Annotated in this window: 16 protein-coding genes; 14 read left to right on the top strand and 2 right to left on the bottom strand. The window is 58.0% G+C overall.

The window, feature by feature from the left end:
- Positions 1-26: 26 nt before the first annotated feature.
- The 4 genes from QVO43_RS06385 to QVO43_RS06370 all read left to right on the top strand — a co-directional run bounded on the left by QVO43_RS06385 (position 27) and on the right by QVO43_RS06370 (position 4,760).
- On the top strand, positions 27-1,586 hold the full coding sequence (locus tag QVO43_RS06385; RefSeq protein WP_022487714.1) for a Ppx/GppA phosphatase family protein: 1,560 nt from the start codon (positions 27-29) through the stop codon (positions 1,584-1,586).
- Positions 1,586-3,694 (top strand): RNA degradosome polyphosphate kinase, encoded by a 2,109-nt coding sequence (locus QVO43_RS06380; protein WP_022487713.1) that lies wholly within the window; start codon positions 1,586-1,588, stop codon positions 3,692-3,694. Before QVO43_RS06385 ends, QVO43_RS06380 begins: the two co-directional genes overlap by 1 nt.
- A gap of 133 nt (positions 3,695-3,827) precedes the next feature.
- The gene (locus QVO43_RS06375; protein ID WP_229778420.1) at positions 3,828-4,061 is read left to right on the top strand and encodes a hypothetical protein; all 234 of its coding nucleotides are present in this window, start codon (positions 3,828-3,830) and stop codon (positions 4,059-4,061) included.
- A gap of 147 nt (positions 4,062-4,208) precedes the next feature.
- Positions 4,209-4,760 carry a phosphoribosyltransferase family protein gene (locus QVO43_RS06370; protein ID WP_279127995.1) on the top strand — a complete coding sequence of 184 codons (552 nt, stop codon included), beginning with the start codon at positions 4,209-4,211 and terminating at the stop codon, positions 4,758-4,760.
- Between the two features lie 205 nt (positions 4,761-4,965).
- Here QVO43_RS06370 and QVO43_RS06365 read toward each other — a convergent pair whose 3' ends face one another.
- Complete coding sequence (locus QVO43_RS06365) at positions 4,966-5,298, bottom strand: branched-chain amino acid transporter permease (protein WP_022487710.1); 333 nt, start codon at positions 5,296-5,298, stop codon at positions 4,966-4,968.
- Positions 5,295-6,062, bottom strand: a complete 768-nt coding sequence (locus QVO43_RS06360) for an AzlC family ABC transporter permease (RefSeq protein WP_374047554.1) — start codon at positions 6,060-6,062, stop codon at positions 5,295-5,297. The genes QVO43_RS06365 and QVO43_RS06360 overlap by 4 nt, the downstream gene beginning before the upstream one ends.
- A 224-nt stretch (positions 6,063-6,286) precedes the next feature.
- Between QVO43_RS06360 and QVO43_RS06355 the strand changes: the two genes are divergently transcribed.
- The 10 genes from QVO43_RS06355 (at position 6,287) to hutI (ending at position 19,922) form a co-directional block, all read left to right on the top strand.
- Positions 6,287-7,684 carry an aminotransferase-like domain-containing protein gene (locus tag QVO43_RS06355; protein WP_022487708.1) on the top strand — a complete coding sequence of 466 codons (1,398 nt, stop codon included), beginning with the start codon at positions 6,287-6,289 and terminating at the stop codon, positions 7,682-7,684.
- 151 nt (positions 7,685-7,835) lie between these two features.
- Positions 7,836-8,699, top strand: a complete 864-nt coding sequence (locus QVO43_RS06350) for a methylenetetrahydrofolate reductase (RefSeq protein ID WP_022487707.1) — start codon at positions 7,836-7,838, stop codon at positions 8,697-8,699.
- A 13-nt stretch (positions 8,700-8,712) separates the two neighbouring features.
- The gene (locus tag QVO43_RS06345) at positions 8,713-9,414 is read left to right on the top strand and encodes a vitamin B12 dependent-methionine synthase activation domain-containing protein (RefSeq protein ID WP_022487706.1); all 702 of its coding nucleotides are present in this window, start codon (positions 8,713-8,715) and stop codon (positions 9,412-9,414) included.
- A complete protein-coding gene (locus QVO43_RS06340; protein WP_022487705.1) occupies positions 9,411-11,831 on the top strand; it encodes a homocysteine S-methyltransferase family protein in 2,421 nt (806 codons plus the stop codon). Before QVO43_RS06345 ends, QVO43_RS06340 begins: the two co-directional genes overlap by 4 nt.
- Before the next feature lie 44 nt (positions 11,832-11,875).
- Positions 11,876-12,613 carry a gamma-glutamyl-gamma-aminobutyrate hydrolase family protein gene (locus QVO43_RS06335; RefSeq protein ID WP_022487704.1) on the top strand — a complete coding sequence of 246 codons (738 nt, stop codon included), beginning with the start codon at positions 11,876-11,878 and terminating at the stop codon, positions 12,611-12,613.
- Between the two features lies 1 nt (position 12,614).
- Complete coding sequence (locus tag QVO43_RS06330; protein ID WP_022487703.1) at positions 12,615-13,919, top strand: APC family permease; 1,305 nt, start codon at positions 12,615-12,617, stop codon at positions 13,917-13,919.
- Between the two features lie 13 nt (positions 13,920-13,932).
- Entirely contained in the window at positions 13,933-15,045 is a 1,113-nt protein-coding gene (gene hydE, locus QVO43_RS06325; protein WP_022487702.1) for a [FeFe] hydrogenase H-cluster radical SAM maturase HydE, read from the top strand.
- Between the two features lie 148 nt (positions 15,046-15,193).
- A complete protein-coding gene (locus QVO43_RS06320) occupies positions 15,194-16,309 on the top strand; it encodes a 5-methyltetrahydropteroyltriglutamate--homocysteine S-methyltransferase (RefSeq protein WP_022487701.1) in 1,116 nt (371 codons plus the stop codon).
- A gap of 236 nt (positions 16,310-16,545) precedes the next feature.
- Positions 16,546-18,594 carry a urocanate hydratase gene (locus QVO43_RS06315; protein ID WP_370834549.1) on the top strand — a complete coding sequence of 683 codons (2,049 nt, stop codon included), beginning with the start codon at positions 16,546-16,548 and terminating at the stop codon, positions 18,592-18,594.
- Positions 18,595-18,680: 86 nt separating this feature from the next.
- Entirely contained in the window at positions 18,681-19,922 is a 1,242-nt protein-coding gene (hutI, locus tag QVO43_RS06310) for an imidazolonepropionase (RefSeq protein ID WP_022487699.1), read from the top strand.
- Positions 19,923-20,120: the final 198 nt, after the last annotated feature.

Below are 20,120 nucleotides of genomic sequence, written 5' to 3'. Positions count from 1 at the left end.
GTTATACCCAAAGCAAGGAGGAACTTATGGCTAAGAAAAAGTTGCGGTCAGCAGCGGTGATCCATCTGGGTTCAGAGAACATCACCATGCAGCTGATTGAATACACCGGTCTGGATGACATACGGATCATTACAGAGCTGCGCAGCAAGGTCCGTTTGGGGGAAGAAACCTTCCAGACCCGGAAGATCTCCTTCGGGACCATGCTGCAGATTGTGGAGATCCTGAAAGGGTACCGGCAGGTGATGCGGGAGTACGGGGTGAAATCCTATATCCTCCAGGCCACTACCGCTGTCCGGGAAGCGGAGAACCAGCAGTATTTCCTGGACCAGGTGCTGGTGAAGACCGGCTTCCAGATTGAAGTGGTGAACATGTCCCGGGAAATCTACACCAAGATGGCGTCCCTGCTGCGGACCATGGAGACCCATGGGAAAATGCCCCTGCCCCGGGAAGGGGTGCTGCTGGCGGACATTTCCTCCGGAGGTCTGGGTCTTACCTATGTGAAAGACCGGGAAGTGAAGTTCCAGCAGAACCTCCATGTAGGCCTGGTCCGGCTGAAGGAACAGTTTACCCGGAATGAACGGTCCAGCATCCATTTTGAACAGGCCCTGAAGGAATATCTCCAGGACCGGATCGGCGTGGTGGCGGAAGAACTGGAAAACGAGACCATCAGCATGCTGGTGCTCACTGGTACGGAAAGCCAGGTGCTCCTGGACCTGTTCGGGAAGAAACGGACCCGGAAGGAAAATGTTTCCTTTACGGCGGATGAAGTGAAAGCCTTCTACCACCGGGTACACCATCTGAAAGAAAGCCAGCTGGAGAAGCTGTTCAGCCTGACCCCGGAAGAAACGGAAGTGGCCCTGCCAGCCATTACCCTGTGCCAGCTGCTGATGGAAATGTCCCGGGCCCAGCAGATCCTTATGCCGGTGGACCGGTTCGTGGACGGGATGAAGATCCTCTACATTGCCCGGCAGCTGGATCAGCAGTTCCTGGAAGAAATGCTGGACATCCAGATGAGCCTGGTCCGGAACATCGGGAACCGGTTCCACTACGACGCTCCCCATGCGGCCTGGGTGGAAAACATGTGCTGCGTGCTCTTTGACGCCCTGGCGCCGTCCCAGGGCCTGGACCAGGAGGACAAGATCCTCCTCCGGGCGGCGGCCTACCTGCACAATATCGGGAAATACGCCTCCATGCGGACCTATGACCGGTACAACTACTATCTGATCGACAGCGCGGACCTGTTGGGCTTCAGCGTGGAACAGTGCCACACCATTGCCCAGATTTCCTACCTGTACACCCTGGACCGGCCGGAACTGGAGGGCAGTGAACCCAAGGACTTCGGCAGCGGGATCCCGCCTCTGGTGGCCAAGCTGGCCGGCATCCTCCGGTTGGCGGATTCCCTGGACATCAGCGGCCGGCAGAAGATCCGGGACTGCAAAGTGGTGATCCGGGGAAACGAACTGCGGGTCCGAGCCAAGAGCCGGGAAAACCTGTCTCTGGAGGAATGGACTTTCAGCAAACGGGGGAGTTTCTTTGAGGAAGTCTTCGGCCTGCGGCCGGTTTTGGAGAAAGCAGAGGAAAAATGATGAAAATCGATCTGAACAAACCTGAGTATTACGTGAACCGGGAACTGAGCTGGCTGAAGTTCAACCTGCGGGTGCTGCGGGAAGCGGGGGTGCGGAACCTGCCCCTTTTGGAACGGCTTCGGTTCGTGGCCATTTCCGCCTCCAACCTGGACGAATTCTTCATGGTCCGGGTGGCCGGCCTGATCGAACAGAAAGCCGCCGGGATGGACCATGTGGATGCTGCCGGGATGAATGTGGAGGACCAGCTCCGGAATATTGCCCTTTCCGCCCACAACCAGATGAAACTGAAGTACCGGTATTTCTTTGCTCTGATCAATGAGCTGGAGAAATATGCCATCCGGTTCTTCCGGGTGAAGGAGGTCACTGAAGACCAGCGCCGGGAACTGGAAAACTACTACCAGGAAATGGTTTTCCCGGTGCTGACTCCCATGGCGGTGGATGCGGCCCGGCCCTTTCCCTTCCTGGCCAACAAATCTCTGAATATCGCGGTGGAACTCCGGGACCAGAAGGGGGAACAGAAAATCGCTTTCGTCCAGGTGCCTTCCGTGCTGCCCCGGTTCATTTCCCTGGTGGGGAAGGAAGGGGAACGGGCCTATGTGTTCCTGGAAGACCTGATCATGGAACACTGCCAGGACCTGTTCAAGGGCCTCACCATTGTGGACATGGTGCCCTTCCGGATCACCCGGGACAGCGACCTGGAAGTGGAGGAAGACGCCACCCAGGACCTGATGAAGGAAATCGAACGGTCCTTGCGGAAACGGAAACGGGGGGCTGCGGTGCGGCTGGAAATCAACGCCACCGACGACAAGTACCTGAAGGATTTCCTGGTAAAGAACCTGGATCTGGAACCCCGGGATGTGTATGAGATCCAGGGACCTCTGGACCTGACCTTCCTGAACAGGTTCATCGACCAGCCGGGGATGGACCAGTGGAAATTCACTCCCTACACCGGGCAGCAGCCGGAAGAGCTGCCGGATTATGACGACCTGTTCGGAAAGATCCGGGAACATGACATCCTGCTCCACCACCCCTATGAAAGCTTCGATCCCATTGTAAAGCTGGTGGCCCAGGCGGCGGACGATCCCCAGGTGCTGGCCATCAAACAGACCCTGTACCGGGTCAGCGGCAATTCTCCCCTGGTGGCGGCGCTGGCCCGGGCGGCGGAAAACGGCAAGCAGGTCACTGCCTTGGTGGAACTGAAGGCCCGGTTCGACGAAGAGAACAACATCGTCTGGGCCCGGCGGCTGGAAAAAGCCGGCTGCCACGTGATTTACGGGCTCATGGGCCTGAAGACCCATTCCAAGATCATCCTGATCGTCCGGAAGGAAGAGGACGGGATCAAACGGTATGTGCACCTGGGCACCGGGAACTACAACGACAAGACCGCCAAGCTCTATACGGACCTGGGGCTGCTGACCGCCAATGATCAGTATGGCCAGGATGCCTCCGCCTTCTTCAACGTGCTCAGCGGTTATTCGGAACCGCCGGTGTTCAACAAGCTGGTGATGGCGCCCATCGGGCTCCGGGAAAAGATCTATGAACTGGTGGACCGGGAAATTGCCCATGTGAAGGCGGGAGGCACCGGGTACATCGCCGCCAAGATGAATTCCCTGATCGACCAGCCGGTGATCCGGAAGTTCTACGAAGCCTCCCAGGCCGGGGTGAAGATCGACCTGATCGTCCGGGGAATCTGCGGTCTGCGGCCGGGGATCAAGGGCGTCAGCGAGAACATCACCGTCCGGTCCATTATCGGCCGGTTCCTGGAACACAGCCGGGTGTACTATTTTGCCAACAACGGCAGCGAGGAACTGTACCTGTCCAGTGCGGACATGATGCCCCGGAACCTGAACGACCGGGTGGAACTGCTGTTCCCGGTGGAACGGAAGGCTCACATCGACCGGGTGAAGGAATTCCTGGATCTGTGCCTGAAGGACAATGTGGGGGCCCATGTGATGCTGGCCAACGGTACCTGGCGCCGGGCCTATCCTCACGGCCGGAAGCGGATCAGCGTCCAGGCGGCCATGATGAATCGGGCCAAATCCCATGCCCCGAAAAAATCCATGCCCATGGAACAGCGGCTGAAGCCCATGGTCCGCAAGGAAGAATGACGGAGAGCCCTCTTTTGTGATATAATGACTTATCATAAAGAGAGGTGCGGTGCGAGAAATGGCAGTGCAAAGTGTTACCTTAAACTATAATGGACATTACGGATATTTGGATTACAACGAAGAAACCCATGAGATGACAGTCTTTATCCCAGATGAGGAAGCAGCAGCCCAGAAAGTGCGGGATTTTCTCCAGGGCCCCCGGAAACTCCAGGTCCCTACGGATGAATGCACCTACCATTTCGGAGAAGTGACCGTGGATCCCAGCCGCAGCTGGCAGGACTGCCAGCAGGCCCTGACCCGTCTGTGGGTGAATACCGGAGTGCTGGTGGAATGGAGCATGCCGCCCCGGATGACCAACGATCTGTAAGTTATACACAGAGTTATCCACTTATGAACATTTGTGTTGTGGATAATGTGGATAACATTGTCCTGACAGGGGGAAAACCGGGAAAAAACGGCCATCCAGCCTGTGGATAAATGGAAAATGCAGGAAAAAAACGGGGAGGGTGCCAAGGTGGCAAAACGGTATTATGAACTGGAAGTGGCAGGGGTGAAACGGTCCCTGCCGGTAATCAATATTTCGGATTCCCTGGCTATTGCCGGGTTCGTGATCCTGGGGGATACGGAAATCGTGGAAAAGACCGCAGCGGAACTGGCCAAAAAGGTTCCGGCGGATACAGATATCCTGATGGCGGCGGAAACCAAGGGAATCCCCCTGGTCCAGGCCATGGCCCGGATCCTGGGGATGCCCCGGTACATTGTGGCCCGGAAATCCATCAAGGCCTATATGGAACATCCTCTGGTGGTGGAGGACGAATCCATCACCACCCAGGGCAAGCAGATGCTCTGCCTCCAGGATGAGGACATTGAACGGGTCCGGGGCCACAAGGTGACGCTGGTGGACGACGTGATCAGCACCGGAGGCTCCATGAAGGCTCTGGAAGAACTGGTGGCCAAAGCCGGGGGCACCCTGAACGGAAAAATGGCCATCCTGGCCGAAGGAGATTCCATCGGCCGGAAGGACATTACCGTACTGGCCAATCTGCCGCTGTTTAAGGCGGAATAAAGTTGGTCTGTCAATGGTCAATGGTCAAATGTCAATGGCTAAAGGAAAGAACCCGCCTGAGTGGACGGGTTCTTTTATTATGCAAAATCCATATTGTGTCTGATATAGCAGCGATTATATTTTTAAATGTTAATTAAAAATTTGCTTGCAAATTTTGTCATTGGGCCATTGACCATTGACAATTGACCACGATGGGGGCCTTCATTCAGGTGAAGGCCCCCATCTGCACCATCACCATATACCACAGCGTTCCCCCTGCCATGGACAGCAGGAACTGGCGCTTCCACAGGTGGAGGAGCACCACTACGGCGATGCCGGTCAGTTCCGGGAGACCGTGGGTGCCGGTGGTGAAGGACACATCCTTGAGACAGTAGATCACCAGCAGGCCGAACACCGCTGAAGGCAGCACCGTGCCCAGGTAGCGGACCCGGGCCGGGGTGGGTTTCCCTGCCGGGAACAGAAGGAAGGGCAGGAAACGGGTGAGCTGGGTGCTGATTACGGCCAGCACCAGGATGGCAAGATGCTGGAGAAAACTCATGGCCGGGCTCCTTTCTTCTCCAGGTTCTCCTGGAGCAGCAGCAAAAGGGACAGGATGGCGCCCAGGGCCGGCAGGATAAAGTGCTTGGGACCGGCCAGGTTCAGCATCACCAGGGAGATCCCCAGTCCCAACAGGGAGCTTACATGGCTTTTTTCCTTCAGCCACTGTTCCAGGAAAATCACCACGAACATGGCGGTGAGCACAAAGCCCAGACCCTGGGTGTTGAACCGGATGCAGCCTCCGAACAGACCTCCCAGGGTGGCTCCCAGGAACCAGTACATGTGGTTCAGGAAGGTGATGAAGAACATGAACCAGCCCCGGTCCACGTTCTCCGGGATCCGGGCGGTGTAGTTGATGGAAAAGGTCTCATCACAGAGGCCGAAGATCAGGTACAGCTTTTTCCAGCCGGTGCCTTTGTACCGGTCCAGCATGGAGATCCCGTAGAAAAGATGCCGGGCATTGATCATCAGGCTTACCAGAAAGACCTGGGCCGGATCGAAGACTCCCACCATCAGGTTCACCAGGACAAATTCCACGGAACCGGAAAAAATCAGGAGGCTCATGAACATGGGGTACCAGAAGGGAAAACCGGCGGCATGCATGTAGACACCGTAGGTGAGTCCCAGGAACAGGAACCCGGCAAAGATGGGCAGGGTGTGGGGAAAGGCGCAGCGCAGGGCCTGGATCCGCCGGTCACGGGACAGCTGGGGAACCAGGACAGCATAGGGCTGGGAGAAGGGAACAGTACTTTGCTTCACGGATATAACCTCCAATTCGTATCATTTGCAACACAAGCATACCATTAAAAATCCGTACAATCAATGACTAAATTGTATGGATTACAAAATTTTTTGACAGGGAATCTTCACGGCATACCGGAGAATTTTTTCGATTGCTCTTTAAAATAGGAAACAAATCCTGAAAATTCCCTTGATGCTCCATACAATATTTCATATAATTGTATGGAATACAATTACAGGAGGTCCCTATGGCCATCAACGGATTCTACAACTACCCTCTGTCCTGGAAACCGGACCGGGCCAAGCTTACCCGGCCGGTATACCTGTCCCTGGCCCGGCAGCTGAAGGAGGACATTGCCTCCGGCTGCCTGGCTCCCGGCACCCGGCTGCCGCCCCAGCGGGAACTGGCCCGGTTCCTGGGAATCAATTTTACCACCGTCACCCGGGCTTACAAGCTGTGCGAGCTGAAGGGGCTGCTCCAGGCGGTGACCGGCAGCGGTACCTTTGTAGCCTCCAGCGCCGCCCGGTCCGTGACCATTTCCACAGAACGTCCCCGGTCCGCCCTTATCGACCTGGGGTTCGAGAACCCCTTTCAGGTGTTCACGGACCAGGTCCGGGAGATCACCCGGGACATTGCCGGCCGGAAACAGTTCCCCCAGCTGCTGGATTATGCCTCTCCCACCGGTATGGTCCACCAGAAGGCGGCCGGGGTAAACTGGCTGAAGAACATAGGGGTGGAAACGGATCCGGACCATCTGATGCTGGTGTCCGGCACCCAGAACGGACTGGCCATGAGCCTGCTGGCCCTGTTCGATCCGGGGGACCGGATCGGGGTGGATACCTACACCTATGCCAATTTCATCGAACTGGCCCGGCTCCATCATCTCCAGCTGGTGGCCATCGGCAGCGATGAGGAAGGGATGCGGGCGGACCTGTTGGAGCGGCAGCACCGGCTGAATGCCCTGAAGGGAGTCTTCCTGATGCCCAGCTGCTGCAACCCTACCACCCGGATGATTTCGGAGCGGCGGAAACAGGCCCTGGCCCAGGTAATCCGCCGGGAACAGCTGATCCTCCTGGAAGACGACATCCATGCCTTCTTCACCGCCGGCACCGTGGCCGATTATGCAGGGCCCCTGGCCCGGCTGGTGCCGGAACAGAGCGTCTATGTAAGCGGCACTTCCAAACCCCTCTGTGCCGGTCTGCGGGTGGCCTACCTGGTGTATCCGGACCGGTTCCGGGAGGCCCTGCTCCAGGCTCTCTTCAATGTGAATGTGAAAACATCCTCCTTGGACGGGGAAATCATTACGGAACTGATCCTTACCGGCACCGCCAATGCCATGGTGAAGAAGAAACAGGAACTGGCGGCGGAACGGAACCGGCTGTTCTTCCGGTATTTCCCGGAACTGGAGGGTCAGGGCCATCCCCTCAGCTTCTACCGGTGGCTGCCCATACCGGATACCCGGGGAGGAGCGGAAGTGGAACAGGCCTTCCAGCAGCAGGGAATCCGGGTCTACCATTCAGACCGGTTCCTGTGCGGGAAGCGGGAAATGCAGGCTTATCTCCGGGTGGCCCTGTCCACAGAACAGGACATGGGACGGCTGGAAAAAGGACTGTCCATTTTACGGGAAAACGTGAAAAAAGCATAAATCCCCTGCTCCCCTGCTGCGTCACTGTAATGCAGGTTCACCGGGATCCGGCTGACAGTTGCTGAAAACTGAAAAAAACTTTGCTTTTTGGGTACCTCCTGCGTTAAAATGAAACGATATACTTTTGTTTCAGCGTGAGGGGGTACCTTTTTTGAAAATCATAGATCTTTTAAAGAGTCCGAAGGTTTGCGTCTCCTGTGAGCTGTTCCCACCCAAAAAAGGCAGTGAACTGGAACATGCCCAGGAAATCGTCCGGACCATTGCCATCCAGGGGGTGGACTACATGAGCGTTACCTACGGTGCCGGCGGGACTGCCGTAGGCAAAAGCGTGGCCCTGGTGTCTGAAATCGAACGGTGCGGGGTGCCGGCCCTGGCCCATCTCACCTGTGTGGGGGCCGATGAACAGAAAATCGAAGGGGTCCTGGACCAGCTGAAGGCCGCCAATGTCCAGAACGTGCTGGCTCTCCGGGGGGATCTGCCCCAGGGACAGGAACATCCTCTGGGGGACTATGCCCATGCCAGCGACCTGGTGAAAAAGATCAAAAGCTACGGGGATTTCTGCGTAGGCGGGGCCACCTATCCGGAAGGCCATCCGGAAGCAGCCGGCCTGGATGATGACCTGGAACACACCAAGATGAAGGTGGAAGCCGGGTGTGATTTCCTGGTGACCCAGATGTTCTTTGACAACAGCATGTTCTACAATTTCATGTACCGGATGCTGGCCAAGGGAATCAACGTGCCGGTGGTGGCCGGGATCATGCCGGTGACCAACCTGAAGCAGATCGAAAAGATCTTCACCCTCAGCGGTACCCCGGTGCCGGCGCCTCTGCGGGCCATGGCGGAACGGTTCGCAGACCATCCGGCGGCTCTGAAACAGGCGGGGATGGCCTATGCCATCGGCCAGATCGTGGATCTGATCGCCAACGGCTTCACCAACATCCACATCTACACCATGAACAAGCCGGACATCATCGGAGGCATCCGCAGCAACCTGTCGGAAATCATCCGCTGCTGAAAGGGGAACCAGTATGGGAAACCTGCGGATCCAGTTTGATGAAAAAGAAGCCCTCCGGTATTTCGGGGCCCGGCCGGGGGATGAACAGGCGAAAGTGACGGTGGACCGTGCCTTTCTCCAGCTCCGGAACGAAGTCCAGCCCCGGAATGTGATCCAGCAGTGGAGCTGCCGGGTGCTCCAGGGAACGGACCGGGAAAAGGGCCGGGTGATCCTGGAAGAAGGAACGGAATTTGTCAGCTCCGGTCTGGCCCGGCACCTGGAGGGCTGTGACACCCTGCTGCTGTTCGGGGCTACCCTGGGGGCCCGGGTGGATACGGCCCTGCGCCGGATCAGCATCCGGAGCATTGCCGAAGGGGCGGCGGCTCAGGCGGTGGCTGCTTCCCTGATCGAAAGTTACCTGGATCAGCAGGAAGTCCTGTGGAAGCAGGATCTGCCGGATACCTGGCAGTACCGGAGCCGGTTTTCCCCGGGGTACGGGGACTGGGACCTGACGGAACAGCAGAAGATCTTCCGTCTCCTGAACTGTCCCAAGACCATCGGCCTCACCCTGACTGCCGGAGGCATCATGGCACCCACCAAAAGCGTCACCGCCGTCATCGGCATCGACCGGAGCGGGAAAAAACCGGCGGGACCGGAAGCAAGCCGCTGCGGGAAGAAAAGCAAATGTGCTGCCTGCGGCAATGTGGACTGTCCTTTTCGTCAGGAGGAACTATGAATTTTACAGAAGCACTGCATACCAAACGGCTGTTTTTTGACGGAGCCATGGGCACCATGCTCCAGGAAGCCGGCCTGAAGCCGGGAGAACTGCCGGAAACCTGGAACCTGCTCCATCCGGAGAAGGTCCGGGCCATCCATCAGGCCTATGTACGGGCTGGGGTGGATATCCTGAAAACCAACACCTTCGGGGCCAACGGCCTGAAGTTCGGTGCCGCCCACGGCCAGCCGGAAGTGGAAGAACTGGTCCGGACCGGGGTGGAAAATGCCCGGGCGGCCTTTGCCGCAGAAGGACGGGAAGGGTTCGTGGCCCTGGACCTGGGCCCTACCGGGAAACTGCTCCAGCCCTTCGGGGACCTGCCCTTTGAGGAAGCGGTCTCTCTGTACGCCGCCCAGGTGAAGGCCGGGGCTGCCGCCGGAGCGGACCTGATCCTCATCGAGACCATGAGCGACAGCTATGAAGCCAAGGCGGCCATCCTGGCGGCCAAGGAGAACTCCGATCTGCCCATTGTGTGCACCTTCACCTTTGATAAAGATGGGAAGCTGCTGAACGGGGCGGATGTGACCACGGCCTTTGTCATGGCGGAAGCCCTGGGAGCCGCGGCTGTGGGCTTCAACTGCGGCCAGGGACCTGACACTCTGGTGAAGCTGGTGTCCCGGGCCCTTAAGGCGGTGGACATCCCTCTGGTGGCCAACCCCAATGCGGGGCTGCCGGTCCAGAAGGACGGAAAGACCGTGTTCCACATCGATGCGGCCGGGTACGCACCGCTCATGGTGCCTTTTGCAGAAGCGGGGGTTTCCGTGCTGGGGGGCTGCTGCGGCACCACCCCGGACCACATTGCCCGGCTCATTGCGGCCTGCCGGGACATTCCCCTGCCGGCTCCCCGTTCCGGAGCTCCCTGTGCCATTGCCGGCTACGGCACGGCGGTGGATTTTGAAGGGATGCCGGTGATCATCGGAGAACGGATCAATCCCACGGGAAAACCCCGGCTGAAAGAGGCTCTGAAGGCCCAGAACATGGACTATGTGTGCCAACTGGCCCTGGAACAGCTGGACAAGGGAGCCCAGGTGCTGGATGTGAACGTGGGGGTGCCGGGGGTGGATGAACCGGCTCTCATCGAAAAGGTGATCCTCACCCTCCAGTCCATTACCTCTGTTCCCCTCCAGATCGACACCTCCAACATCGAAGCCATGGAACGGGGGCTCCGGGTGTACAACGGCCGTCCTCTGCTGAACTCCGTCAACGGCAAGGCGGAAAACATGGAGAAGGTCCTGCCTCTGGCCAAAAAATACGGGGCGGCCCTGGTGGGCCTGTGCCTGGATGAGGGAGGCATTGCGGACAGCCCGGAAGGCCGTCTGAAAGTGGCGGACAAAGTAATCACGGAAGCCGGGAAATACGGGATCCCTGCCAAGGATATGGTGATGGATCCTCTGGCCATGACCATCAGTACCGGAGGACAGAACGCCCAGATCGACCTGGAGGTGATCCGGCAGCTGAAGGCCCGGCACATCAAGACGGTCATGGGGGTGTCCAACATTTCCTTCGGGCTTCCCAGCCGGGATGCGGTGAACAGCGCCTTCTTCGCCCTGGCCATGGAAGCGGGGCTGTCCGCCGGGATCATCAATCCCAACAGCGGCGCCATGATGGGCGCCTACATTGCCTACGGGGCCCTCAGCGGCAAGGATGAAGGCTGCAAGAAGTATGTGGAATACTTTGCCGACGCCCCTCAGATGGTGGCCGTGGCCAAATCCCAGGGCAGTGCCAAACCGGCGGCCAAAGGGGCCCAGAAGGAATATCCCCTGGAAGAAGCCATTGTGAAAGGGCTCATCAGCCAGGTGGAAAACGGGGTCCGGAAACAGTTGGCAGAAGGCAAACCCGCCCTGGACATCATCAATGAATCCATGATCCCTGGCCTTAACATCGTAGGGGATCTGTTCGAAAAGAAAAAGCTGTTCCTGCCCCAGCTGCTGGTCAGTGCCGATGCGGCCAAGGCCGGGTTCGAGATCCTGAAGCAGTCCATTGCCACCGGAGCCAGCACGGAAAAAGGAGAACCCATTGTGGTCTGCACGGTGAAGGGGGATATCCACGACATCGGCAAAAACATCGTGAAGGTGCTCCTGGAAAACTACGGTTATCAGGTCATCGACCTGGGGAAGGATGTGCCGCCGGAAGAAGTGGTGAAAGCCGCCCGGGACCATAATGCCAGACTGGTGGGGCTCAGTGCCCTGATGACCACTACCGTGGGAGCCATGGAAGAGACCATCCGCCAGATCCGCCGGACCCTGCCGGAGTGCCGGGTGATGGTGGGAGGTGCCGTAATGACCGAGGAATACGCCCGGACCATCGGCGCGGATTTCTACGGGGCCAATGCAGTGGCCAGCGTCAGCTATGCCAACCAGCTGTTCCATAAACAATAAACAACAGTAAAAAACAAAACAACTACAGAAAGAAGAGATGCAGCATGACAAGACCTTTGATCGGTGTTTCCGGAAGCCATATGGTGGATGACCACGGCGTTTTTGCCGGGTACCACCGCTCCTATGTGAATGATGACTACATCCGTTCGGTGAACGAAGCCGGCGGGGTGGCTATCCTGGTGCCCTTTACGGAAGATGAGGAAGCCGCCCGGGAAATCATGAGCCGGGTGGACGGGCTGGTGCTCAGCGGCGGCCACGATGTGTATCCCCTCCTGTACGGAGAGGAACCCTGCCGGCAGATCGGTCCGGTGTGGCCGGCCCGGGACAAATTCGACCTGCTGCTCCTTAGGGAAGCGGAAAAGCGGGGGATCCCGGTAATGGGCATCTGCCGGGGCTGCCAGATCATCAACGTGAGCCACGGGGGGACCCTGTATCAGGACCTGTCCCTGGACAAGAACTCCTTTGTGAAGCATTCCCAGAACCAGGATCCGGCCACTCCCACCCATACGGTGGAAATCCAGGCCGGCAGCCGGGCTGCCAAAATCCTGGGCCGGACGGAATGGGTCACCAATACCCACCATCACCAGACAGTGCACCAGGTGGGCCGGGGCCTTGCCGTCACCGGACGGGCCAAGGACGGCACTGTGGAGATCATGGAAGGGACCGGTGAGGGCTATCTTATGGCTTATCAGTTCCATCCGGAAATGATGTCCATCAACAATGCCCAGGCCAAAGCCATTTTCGCTGATTTCATCGCAGCCGCCAAAGGAGGACACGCATAACATGACAGAGAAAAAAGAGAAATTCGGACTGTTCAGCATTGTGCTGCTGGGCATCAACGCCATTATCGGTACCGGGATCTTCCTTTTGCCCAACCGGGCCTATGCCCTGATGGGGCCGGCCTCCTTGGGGATCCTGCTGTTCGACGCCTTCCTGGCCGGGGCCCTGGCTCTGTGTTTTGCCGAAGCCGCCGGGTTCTTTTCCCGGAACGGGGGACCCTATCTGTACGCCAAGGCGGCCTTCGGAGATTTCTGGGGTTATGAGATCGGAGTGCTGAAACTGGTGGTGACCATCATCGCCTGGGCCGCCATGGCCGTAGGATTCGCCACCGCCCTGGGAGCCGCTTTCCCGGCTCTTTCCGGGGACGGGGCCAAGGACATCATTGCAGCCGTGCTGATCGGGGGCCTCAGCGCCCTGAACATTGCAGGGGTCAAGGCTTCCAAATATCTGAACAACATCCTGACAGTATCCAAACTGGTGCCCCTGGTGCTGTTCATCGCCCTGGGGATCTTCTTCCTCAACGGCAGCAATTTCACCCCCTTTGTACCGGCCCATCTGGAAGACGGGGCTTTTGCCAACGCCGCCATTACCATGTTCTTTGCCTTTACGGGCTTTGAAGCCATTGCAGTGGGAGCGGAAGACTACAAGGACCCCAAGAAGAACCTGCCCCGGGGCATCATCCTGACCATGGTGCTGGTGACGGTGATCTACATGCTGGTGGTGGCCATTTCCATCGGCATCCTGGGGCCGGACCTGGCTGCGGACAAGGCACCCATCCAGACCGCTTTCGGACGGGTGGTGGGTCCGGTGGGATCCTACATCATCCTGGTGGGCACCCTGTTCTCCATGGGAGGCATCAATATGGCGGAAGCCTTCATTGCCCCCCGGGCCTGCACCTCTTTGTCGGAAGACGGGATGCTGCCGGAAGTGCTGGCCAAACGGACGCCCTGGGGGACTCCTTATGTGGCCAGTATCGTCATTGCGGTGCTGAGCATTGCTCTGGCCTGGAGCGGCAGCTTCACCACCCTGGCGGCCATCAGCGCCGTATCCCGGTTCACCCAGTACCTGCCCACCTGTCTGGCGGTGATCGTGTTCCGGAAGAAATGGGCGGACCGTCCCCGGACCTACAAGATCCCCGGAGGCATCACCATTCCCGTGATTGCTATCCTTACCAGCCTGTGGATGCTGTCCAATGCCAAGACCATGCAGCTGATCTGGGGTCTGGGGGGCTGTCTGGTGATCCTGCCCTACTATTTCGTGTATGCCAGCAAAAAGAAGCGGGGCCTGATCAAAGAGAAGGAAGAGTAAAGAAAGGAATTGTATGGATCTCCAAACACTGCTGCACAAAGACAACCTGGATCGGGCAGACCTGATTGCCCTGCTGGGCCTTACCGACCCGGAAGACCGGAAGGCCCTCTACGACGCCGCCTATGCGGTGAAAAGCGCTTCCGTGGGCCGGGTGGCCTATTACCGGGGCCTTCTGGAATTTTCCAACCGGTGCATCAAAAACTGCCTCTACTGCGGTATCCGCCGGGACAATGAGGAAGTGGAACGGTTCGACACCTCCCGGGAGGACATCCTGGCCATGGCCCGGTGGGCTCTGGACAACCAGTACGGGTCCTTGACCCTCCAGTCCGGTGAACGGCAGGATGAGGAATTCATCGCTTATGTGGAAAGCCTGATCCGGGACATCAAGAAGCTGGGGGACGGGAAACTGGGGCTTACCCTGTGCCTGGGGGAACAGACGGAAGATACCTACCGGCGCTGGAAGGAAGCGGGGGCCCACCGGTATCTGCTGCGGATCGAAACCAGCAATCCGGCTCTGTATGCCACCCTCCATCCTCAGGACGGGCACCATGAATGGACGGTGCGGAAGCACTGTCTGGACATCCTCCGGGACCTGGGCTACCAGGTGGGCACCGGAGTGATGATCGGCCTGCCCGGCCAGACCCTGGAAGACCTGGCGGACGACATCCTGTTCTACCGGGACATGGACATCGACATGATCGGCATGGGGCCCTATGTGGTCCACCACAACACTCCTTTGGGGAAACAGGTGGTGGCCGCCGGGGAAAACACCCCGGAAGCCCAGCAGCACCGGTTCATCCTGGGACTGAACATGATCGCCGTGACCCGGCTGTTCCTGAAAGACGTGAACATAGCGGCCACCACCGCCCTCCAGGCCCTGAACCCCCTGGGACGGGAACTGGGGCTCAAGGCCGGGGCCAACATCCTGATGCCCATTGTGACCCTGCCCAAATTCCGTCCCGACTACCTGCTCTATGACAACAAACCCTGTGTGGAAGACAGCCCGGACCAGTGCCGGAACTGCCTGTCCGCCCGGGTGGCGTCAGTGGGAGACACGGTGGGATTCGGGAAGTGGGGAGATTCCCCCCATTATTTCCGGGAGCACGGGAATGGAGCCAAAGAATAGCGGGAGCAAAAGCTTCCGCTATTCTTTTTATCTATACCAACCCCAACTTTTTATCCATTATACAAACGCCTCTCCATCCGCTACAATAAGACCCATGAAGAAACAAAACAGAGCAAAATGCTCGGAATAAAGAGAGGGGTTTTGAATCATGACTTTGCGTGCACCATTCCGTTTTGATATTGTTGGGAGTTTCCTGCGGCCGGACCGGCTGAAAGAGGCCCGGGCCCGGTTTGCCCGGGGGGAGATCGCCGCCCTGGACCTGAAGCAGGTGGAGGACGAGGAAATCGCCAAACTCATTGAAAAGCAGAAGGCCGCCGGGCTCCATGCCATTACTGACGGGGAATTCCGGCGGAGCTACTGGCACCTGGACTTTTTCTGGGGCTTCCAGGGCATCACCCATATCGAGCTGGAACAGGGCTACCTGTTCCACGGAGAAGAGACCGCCCGGGGCACTGCCATCGTCACCGGAAAAATCAGCGGGAAGGACCATCCCTTTGTGGACCATTTCAGATATGTGAAAGGGTTCGAGGACGAAAACACCCTGGCCCGGCAGACCCTGCCTGCTCCGGCTCAGCTGCTGGCGGAGCTGTACCGGGGAGACAACGGGAAAATCACTGACGCGGTATACCCGGACCGGGAAGAACTGCTCCAGGACATTGCCGCCGCCTACCGGCAGGTGTTCCGGGATCTGTATGGAGCCGGCTGCCGGAACATCCAGCTGGATGACTGCACCTGGGGCATGTTCTGTGATACGGAATACTGGAACAAACGGCAGAAGGGAGCGGTTTCTCTGAAACAGGTGGCGGAGGAGTACCTGCGGCTGAACAACCTGGCCCTGGAAGGCCGGCCTGATGACCTGGTGATCAACACCCATGTGTGCCGGGGAAACTACCATTCCACCTGGGCAGCCCGGGGCGGCTACGGTCCCATTGCTCCCCTGCTGTTCGGGAAGGAAAAAGTGGATGCCTTCTACCTGGAATTCGACGATGAACGGTCCGGGAACTTCGAACCCCTGAAGGAAGTGGCCCCCGGGAAAAAGGTGGTGCTGGGACTCATCACCACCAAGCGTCCGGAACTGGAAGACCGGGCCCAGGTGATCGCCCGGATCCGCGAAGCCGTCCAATATGTGCCCCTGGAAAACCTCTGCCTCAGCCCCCAGTGCGGTTTCGCTTCCTGCGAAATCGGCAACAAGCTGACCGAAGAACAGCAGTGGGCCAAACTGGCCCTGGTCCGCTCCATCGCCCAGGAAGTGTGGGGGGAATAACCTCTTTGGCCGCGGCCCGCGACCGGGGGTGTGAATTTTTCACACCCCCTTTTTTGATTCTCTTTTGACGGAATTCCGTGAAAACGTCTAAAAACTTCTGGTGAAAAAACTGAAATTTATTTGTTATGGACGCTTCCTTTCGACGTTTTTCAGATGAATCTTCTTTACAATGGAGCCATGAAGTCGAGAAATCAGATTCCTGCACGAAGCATGACGCAAAGGAGTGGTATTACATGATGAAGAATGAAGAAATCGGAAAAGCCATGACCATTAAACTGGAATTCCCCAACGGGCTGCCCAAACCCAAACCTTTCCAGGAAGGCATCCGTCGGGCTCCGGACCGTGGCTTCCGTCTGACTCCGGCACAGACTGAAATTGCTCTGAAAAATGCCCTGCGTTATATCCCGGAAGAATATCATGAAGAACTGATCCCGGAATTCCTGGAAGAACTGACCACCCGGGGCCGGATCTACGGCTACCGTTTCCGTCCGGAAGGCCGGATCTACGGGAAACCCATTGATGAATACAAAGGCAAATGCACCGAAGGCAAGGCCTTCCAGGTGATGATCGACAACAACCTGGACTTTGAAGTGGCTCTGTATCCTTACGAACTGGTCACCTACGGGGAAACCGGCAGCGTGTGCCATGACTGGATGCAGTACCTGCTGATCAAACGGTATCTGGAAGAAATCACTCCGGACCAGACCCTGGTCATGGAATCCGGCCATCCTCTGGGCCTGTTCCATTCCAAACCGGAAGCTCCCCGGGTAATCATCACCAACGGTCTGATGATCGGGGAATACGACAACCAGCATGACTGGGAAATCGCCGAAGAAATGGGCGTGGCCAACTATGGGCAGATGACCGCCGGCGGCTGGATGTACATCGGGCCCCAGGGCATCGTCCATGGTACCTTCAACACCATCCTGAACGCCGGCCGCATGAAACTGGGGATCCCGGAAGACGGGGACTTGGGCGGCAAGCTGTTCGTCACCTCCGGCCTGGGCGGCATGAGCGGTGCCCAGGGCAAAGCGGCGGAAATCGCCAACTGCACCGCCATTGTGGCGGAAGTGGATGCTTCCCGGATCAAGACCCGCCTGGATCAGGGCTGGATCTCCGGAGTTTCCGATTCCCTGCCGGAAGTCATTGCCATGGCCCAGAAATCCATGGCGGAAAAGAAGGGCAAATCCTTCGCATACCACGGCAACATCGTTGACCTGCTGGAATACATTGTGGACCACAACATCCATGTGGACCTGGTTTCCGACCAGACTTCCTGCCACAACGCCTACAACGGCGGCTACTGCCCTCAGGGCCTGACCTTTGAGGAACGGACCAAGATGCTGGCAGAAGATCCGGCCAAGTTCCGGGAACTGGTGGACAAGACCCTCCATGCCCACTTCGAAGCCCTGAAGAAGATCACCGCCCGGGGCGTGTACTTCTTCGACTACGGCAACTCCTTCATGAAAGCCGTGTTTGATTCCGGGGTAAAGGAAATCTCCAAGAACGGTGTGGACGACAAAGACGGGTTCATCTGGCCCTCCTACGTGGAAGACATCATGGGACCCCAGCTGTTCGACTACGGCTACGGACCCTTCCGCTGGGTATGCCTGTCCGGCAAACCGGAAGACCTGCACAAGACCGATATGGCGGCCATGAGCTGCATCGACGTGAACCGCCGGTACCAGGATCGGGACAACTACAACTGGATCCGGGATGCAGAAAAGAACAAACTGGTGGTGGGCACCCAGGCCCGTATCCTGTACCAGGATGAAGTAGGCCGTGTGAACATCGCCCTGAAATTCAACGAACTGGTCCGGAACGGGGAAATCGGGCCTGTCATGATGGGCCGTGACCATCACGACGTATCCGGTACGGACTCTCCCTTCCGGGAAACCTCCAACATCAAGGACGGCTCCAATGTAATGGCTGACATGGCAGTCCAGTGCTTCGCCGGGAACGCAGCCAGAGGCATGAGCCTGTGCGCCCTCCACAACGGCGGCGGCGTGGGCATCGGCAAAGCCATCAACGGCGGCTTCGGTCTGGTGCTGGATGGCAGCCACCGGGTGGATGAAATCATCCGCAGCTCCCTGAGCTGGGATGTAATCAGCGGTGTGGCCCGCCGGTCCTGGGCACGGAACGAACACGCCATGGAAACGGCTGTGGAATTCAACAAGACCCGTCACGGCATCGGGCAGATCACCCTGCCGTACCTGACCGACGAAAAACAGATCAAAGACGCAGTGGCCAAGGTTTATCCCAAAGCCCATGTGATCAAAGACTGATCCACAGGAACCATACAGAATCAAAGGGCTGCTGCACGGATACCGTGCAGCAACCCTTTTGTGGCAGAACTGAAGGAGGAAAGGCAATGATTGACAGACTGCTGATCAAACATGCGGCCCAGATTGTGACCCCGGAAGGGAATACCGCCCGTCATGGCCGGGAAATGAAACAGCTGAAGATCTACGAGAACCAGTCCATCCTGATTGAAAACGGGAAGATCCGCAGCATCGGGAACCAGCCGGACTGGGAGAAACTGGTGCCGGCGGACAAACAGATCGACGCCACCGGCAAGGCGGTGCTCCCCGGGTTCGTGGATTCCCACACCCACCTGGTGTTCGGGGGCTACCGGCCCGATGAATTCCTCTGGCGGATGGGCGGCATGAGCTATATGGAAATCATGGAACGGGGCGGGGGCATCCTGAACACCATGAAGGCCACCCGGGAAGCCAGCCGGGAAGAGCTGGTGGACCACAGCATGGACTTTTTGAAGAAGATGCTGGCCATGGGGGTCACCACCGTGGAAGCCAAAAGCGGCTACGGCCAGGATCATGATACGGAAATCAAACAGATGGAAGTGGTCCGGGACCTGAACGAAAAGCAGCCCATCGAGCTGGTGTCCACCTTCCTGGGGGCCCATGCGGTGCCGCCGGAATACAAGGACCGGGGGGATGACTTCATCGAATTCCTCCTGAAGGATGTAATGCCGGAAGTGGCGGAAAAACACCTGGCGGAATTCTGCGACGTGTTCTGCGAAAAAGGGGTGTTCTCCATTGAACAGAGCCGGCACCTGCTGACGGAAGCCCGGAAGATGGGCTTCAAGCTGAAAATCCATGCAGATGAGATCGTCAGCCTGGGCGGGGCGGAACTGGCCGGGGAACTCCACGCCACCAGTGCGGACCATCTGCTCCATGCTTCCGATGCAGGGATCCGGGCCATGGCGGACAACGGGGTGGTGTCCACCCTGCTGCCCACCACCGCCTTCTGTCTGAAAGAACCCTTTGCCCGGGCCCGGGAAATGATCGACGCCGGCTGCGCCGTAGCCCTGGCCACGGATTTCAACCCGGGAAGCGGCTTCACCTTCTCGGTGCCCCTCATGATCGGCCTGGCGGTGATCTACATGAAGATGAGTGCGGAAGAAGCCATCACCGCCCTGACCCTGAACGGGGCCGCGGCCCTGGACCGGGCGGACCGGATCGGTTCCCTGGAGCCGGGGAAACAGGCGGACCTGGTGATCCTCCAGTATCCGTCCTACAAATTCCTTCCCTACCATACAGGGGTCAACATTGTGGAAACCGTCATCAAAAAAGGAAAAGTGGTGGTCCGGTAAGCCTGCCGGCTGCCCTGGCTCAACAGAAGAGGGTGCTGCACATTGGGTGCAGCACCCCCTTCTTTTCTTTCTTTTCCGTTTATATTATAATAGTACTGATTACTATGACAATTTGAGGGGCCTTACGGGAGTTGGTAATTTTTACATAAAATTTCTCTGATGAGGTGTGGAAACATGACGAGTCTGATCCAAGCGCGG

This window comes from Acidaminococcus sp. CAG:542 (assembly GCF_000437815.1).
GTDB lineage: Bacteria > Bacillota > Negativicutes > Acidaminococcales > Acidaminococcaceae > Acidaminococcus.
This window is presented reverse-complemented; position numbering and strand designations above follow the sequence as displayed.

Coding starts and splice junctions, on each gene's coding strand:
- QVO43_RS06385 (WP_022487714.1), top strand. CDS start 27: ATGGCTAAGAAAAAGTTGCGGTCAGCAGCGGTGATCCATCTGGGTTCA.
- QVO43_RS06380 (WP_022487713.1), top strand. CDS start 1,586: ATGAAAATCGATCTGAACAAACCTGAGTATTACGTGAACCGGGAACTG.
- QVO43_RS06375 (WP_229778420.1), top strand. CDS start 3,828: ATGACAGTCTTTATCCCAGATGAGGAAGCAGCAGCCCAGAAAGTGCGG.
- QVO43_RS06365 (WP_022487710.1), bottom strand. CDS start 5,298: ATGAGTTTTCTCCAGCATCTTGCCATCCTGGTGCTGGCCGTAATCAGC.
- QVO43_RS06355 (WP_022487708.1), top strand. CDS start 6,287: ATGGCCATCAACGGATTCTACAACTACCCTCTGTCCTGGAAACCGGAC.
- QVO43_RS06345 (WP_022487706.1), top strand. CDS start 8,713: ATGGGAAACCTGCGGATCCAGTTTGATGAAAAAGAAGCCCTCCGGTAT.
- QVO43_RS06340 (WP_022487705.1), top strand. CDS start 9,411: ATGAATTTTACAGAAGCACTGCATACCAAACGGCTGTTTTTTGACGGA.
- QVO43_RS06335 (WP_022487704.1), top strand. CDS start 11,876: ATGACAAGACCTTTGATCGGTGTTTCCGGAAGCCATATGGTGGATGAC.
- QVO43_RS06330 (WP_022487703.1), top strand. CDS start 12,615: ATGACAGAGAAAAAAGAGAAATTCGGACTGTTCAGCATTGTGCTGCTG.
- hydE (WP_022487702.1), top strand. CDS start 13,933: ATGGATCTCCAAACACTGCTGCACAAAGACAACCTGGATCGGGCAGAC.
- QVO43_RS06320 (WP_022487701.1), top strand. CDS start 15,194: ATGACTTTGCGTGCACCATTCCGTTTTGATATTGTTGGGAGTTTCCTG.
- QVO43_RS06315 (WP_370834549.1), top strand. CDS start 16,546: ATGAAGAATGAAGAAATCGGAAAAGCCATGACCATTAAACTGGAATTC.
- hutI (WP_022487699.1), top strand. CDS start 18,681: ATGATTGACAGACTGCTGATCAAACATGCGGCCCAGATTGTGACCCCG.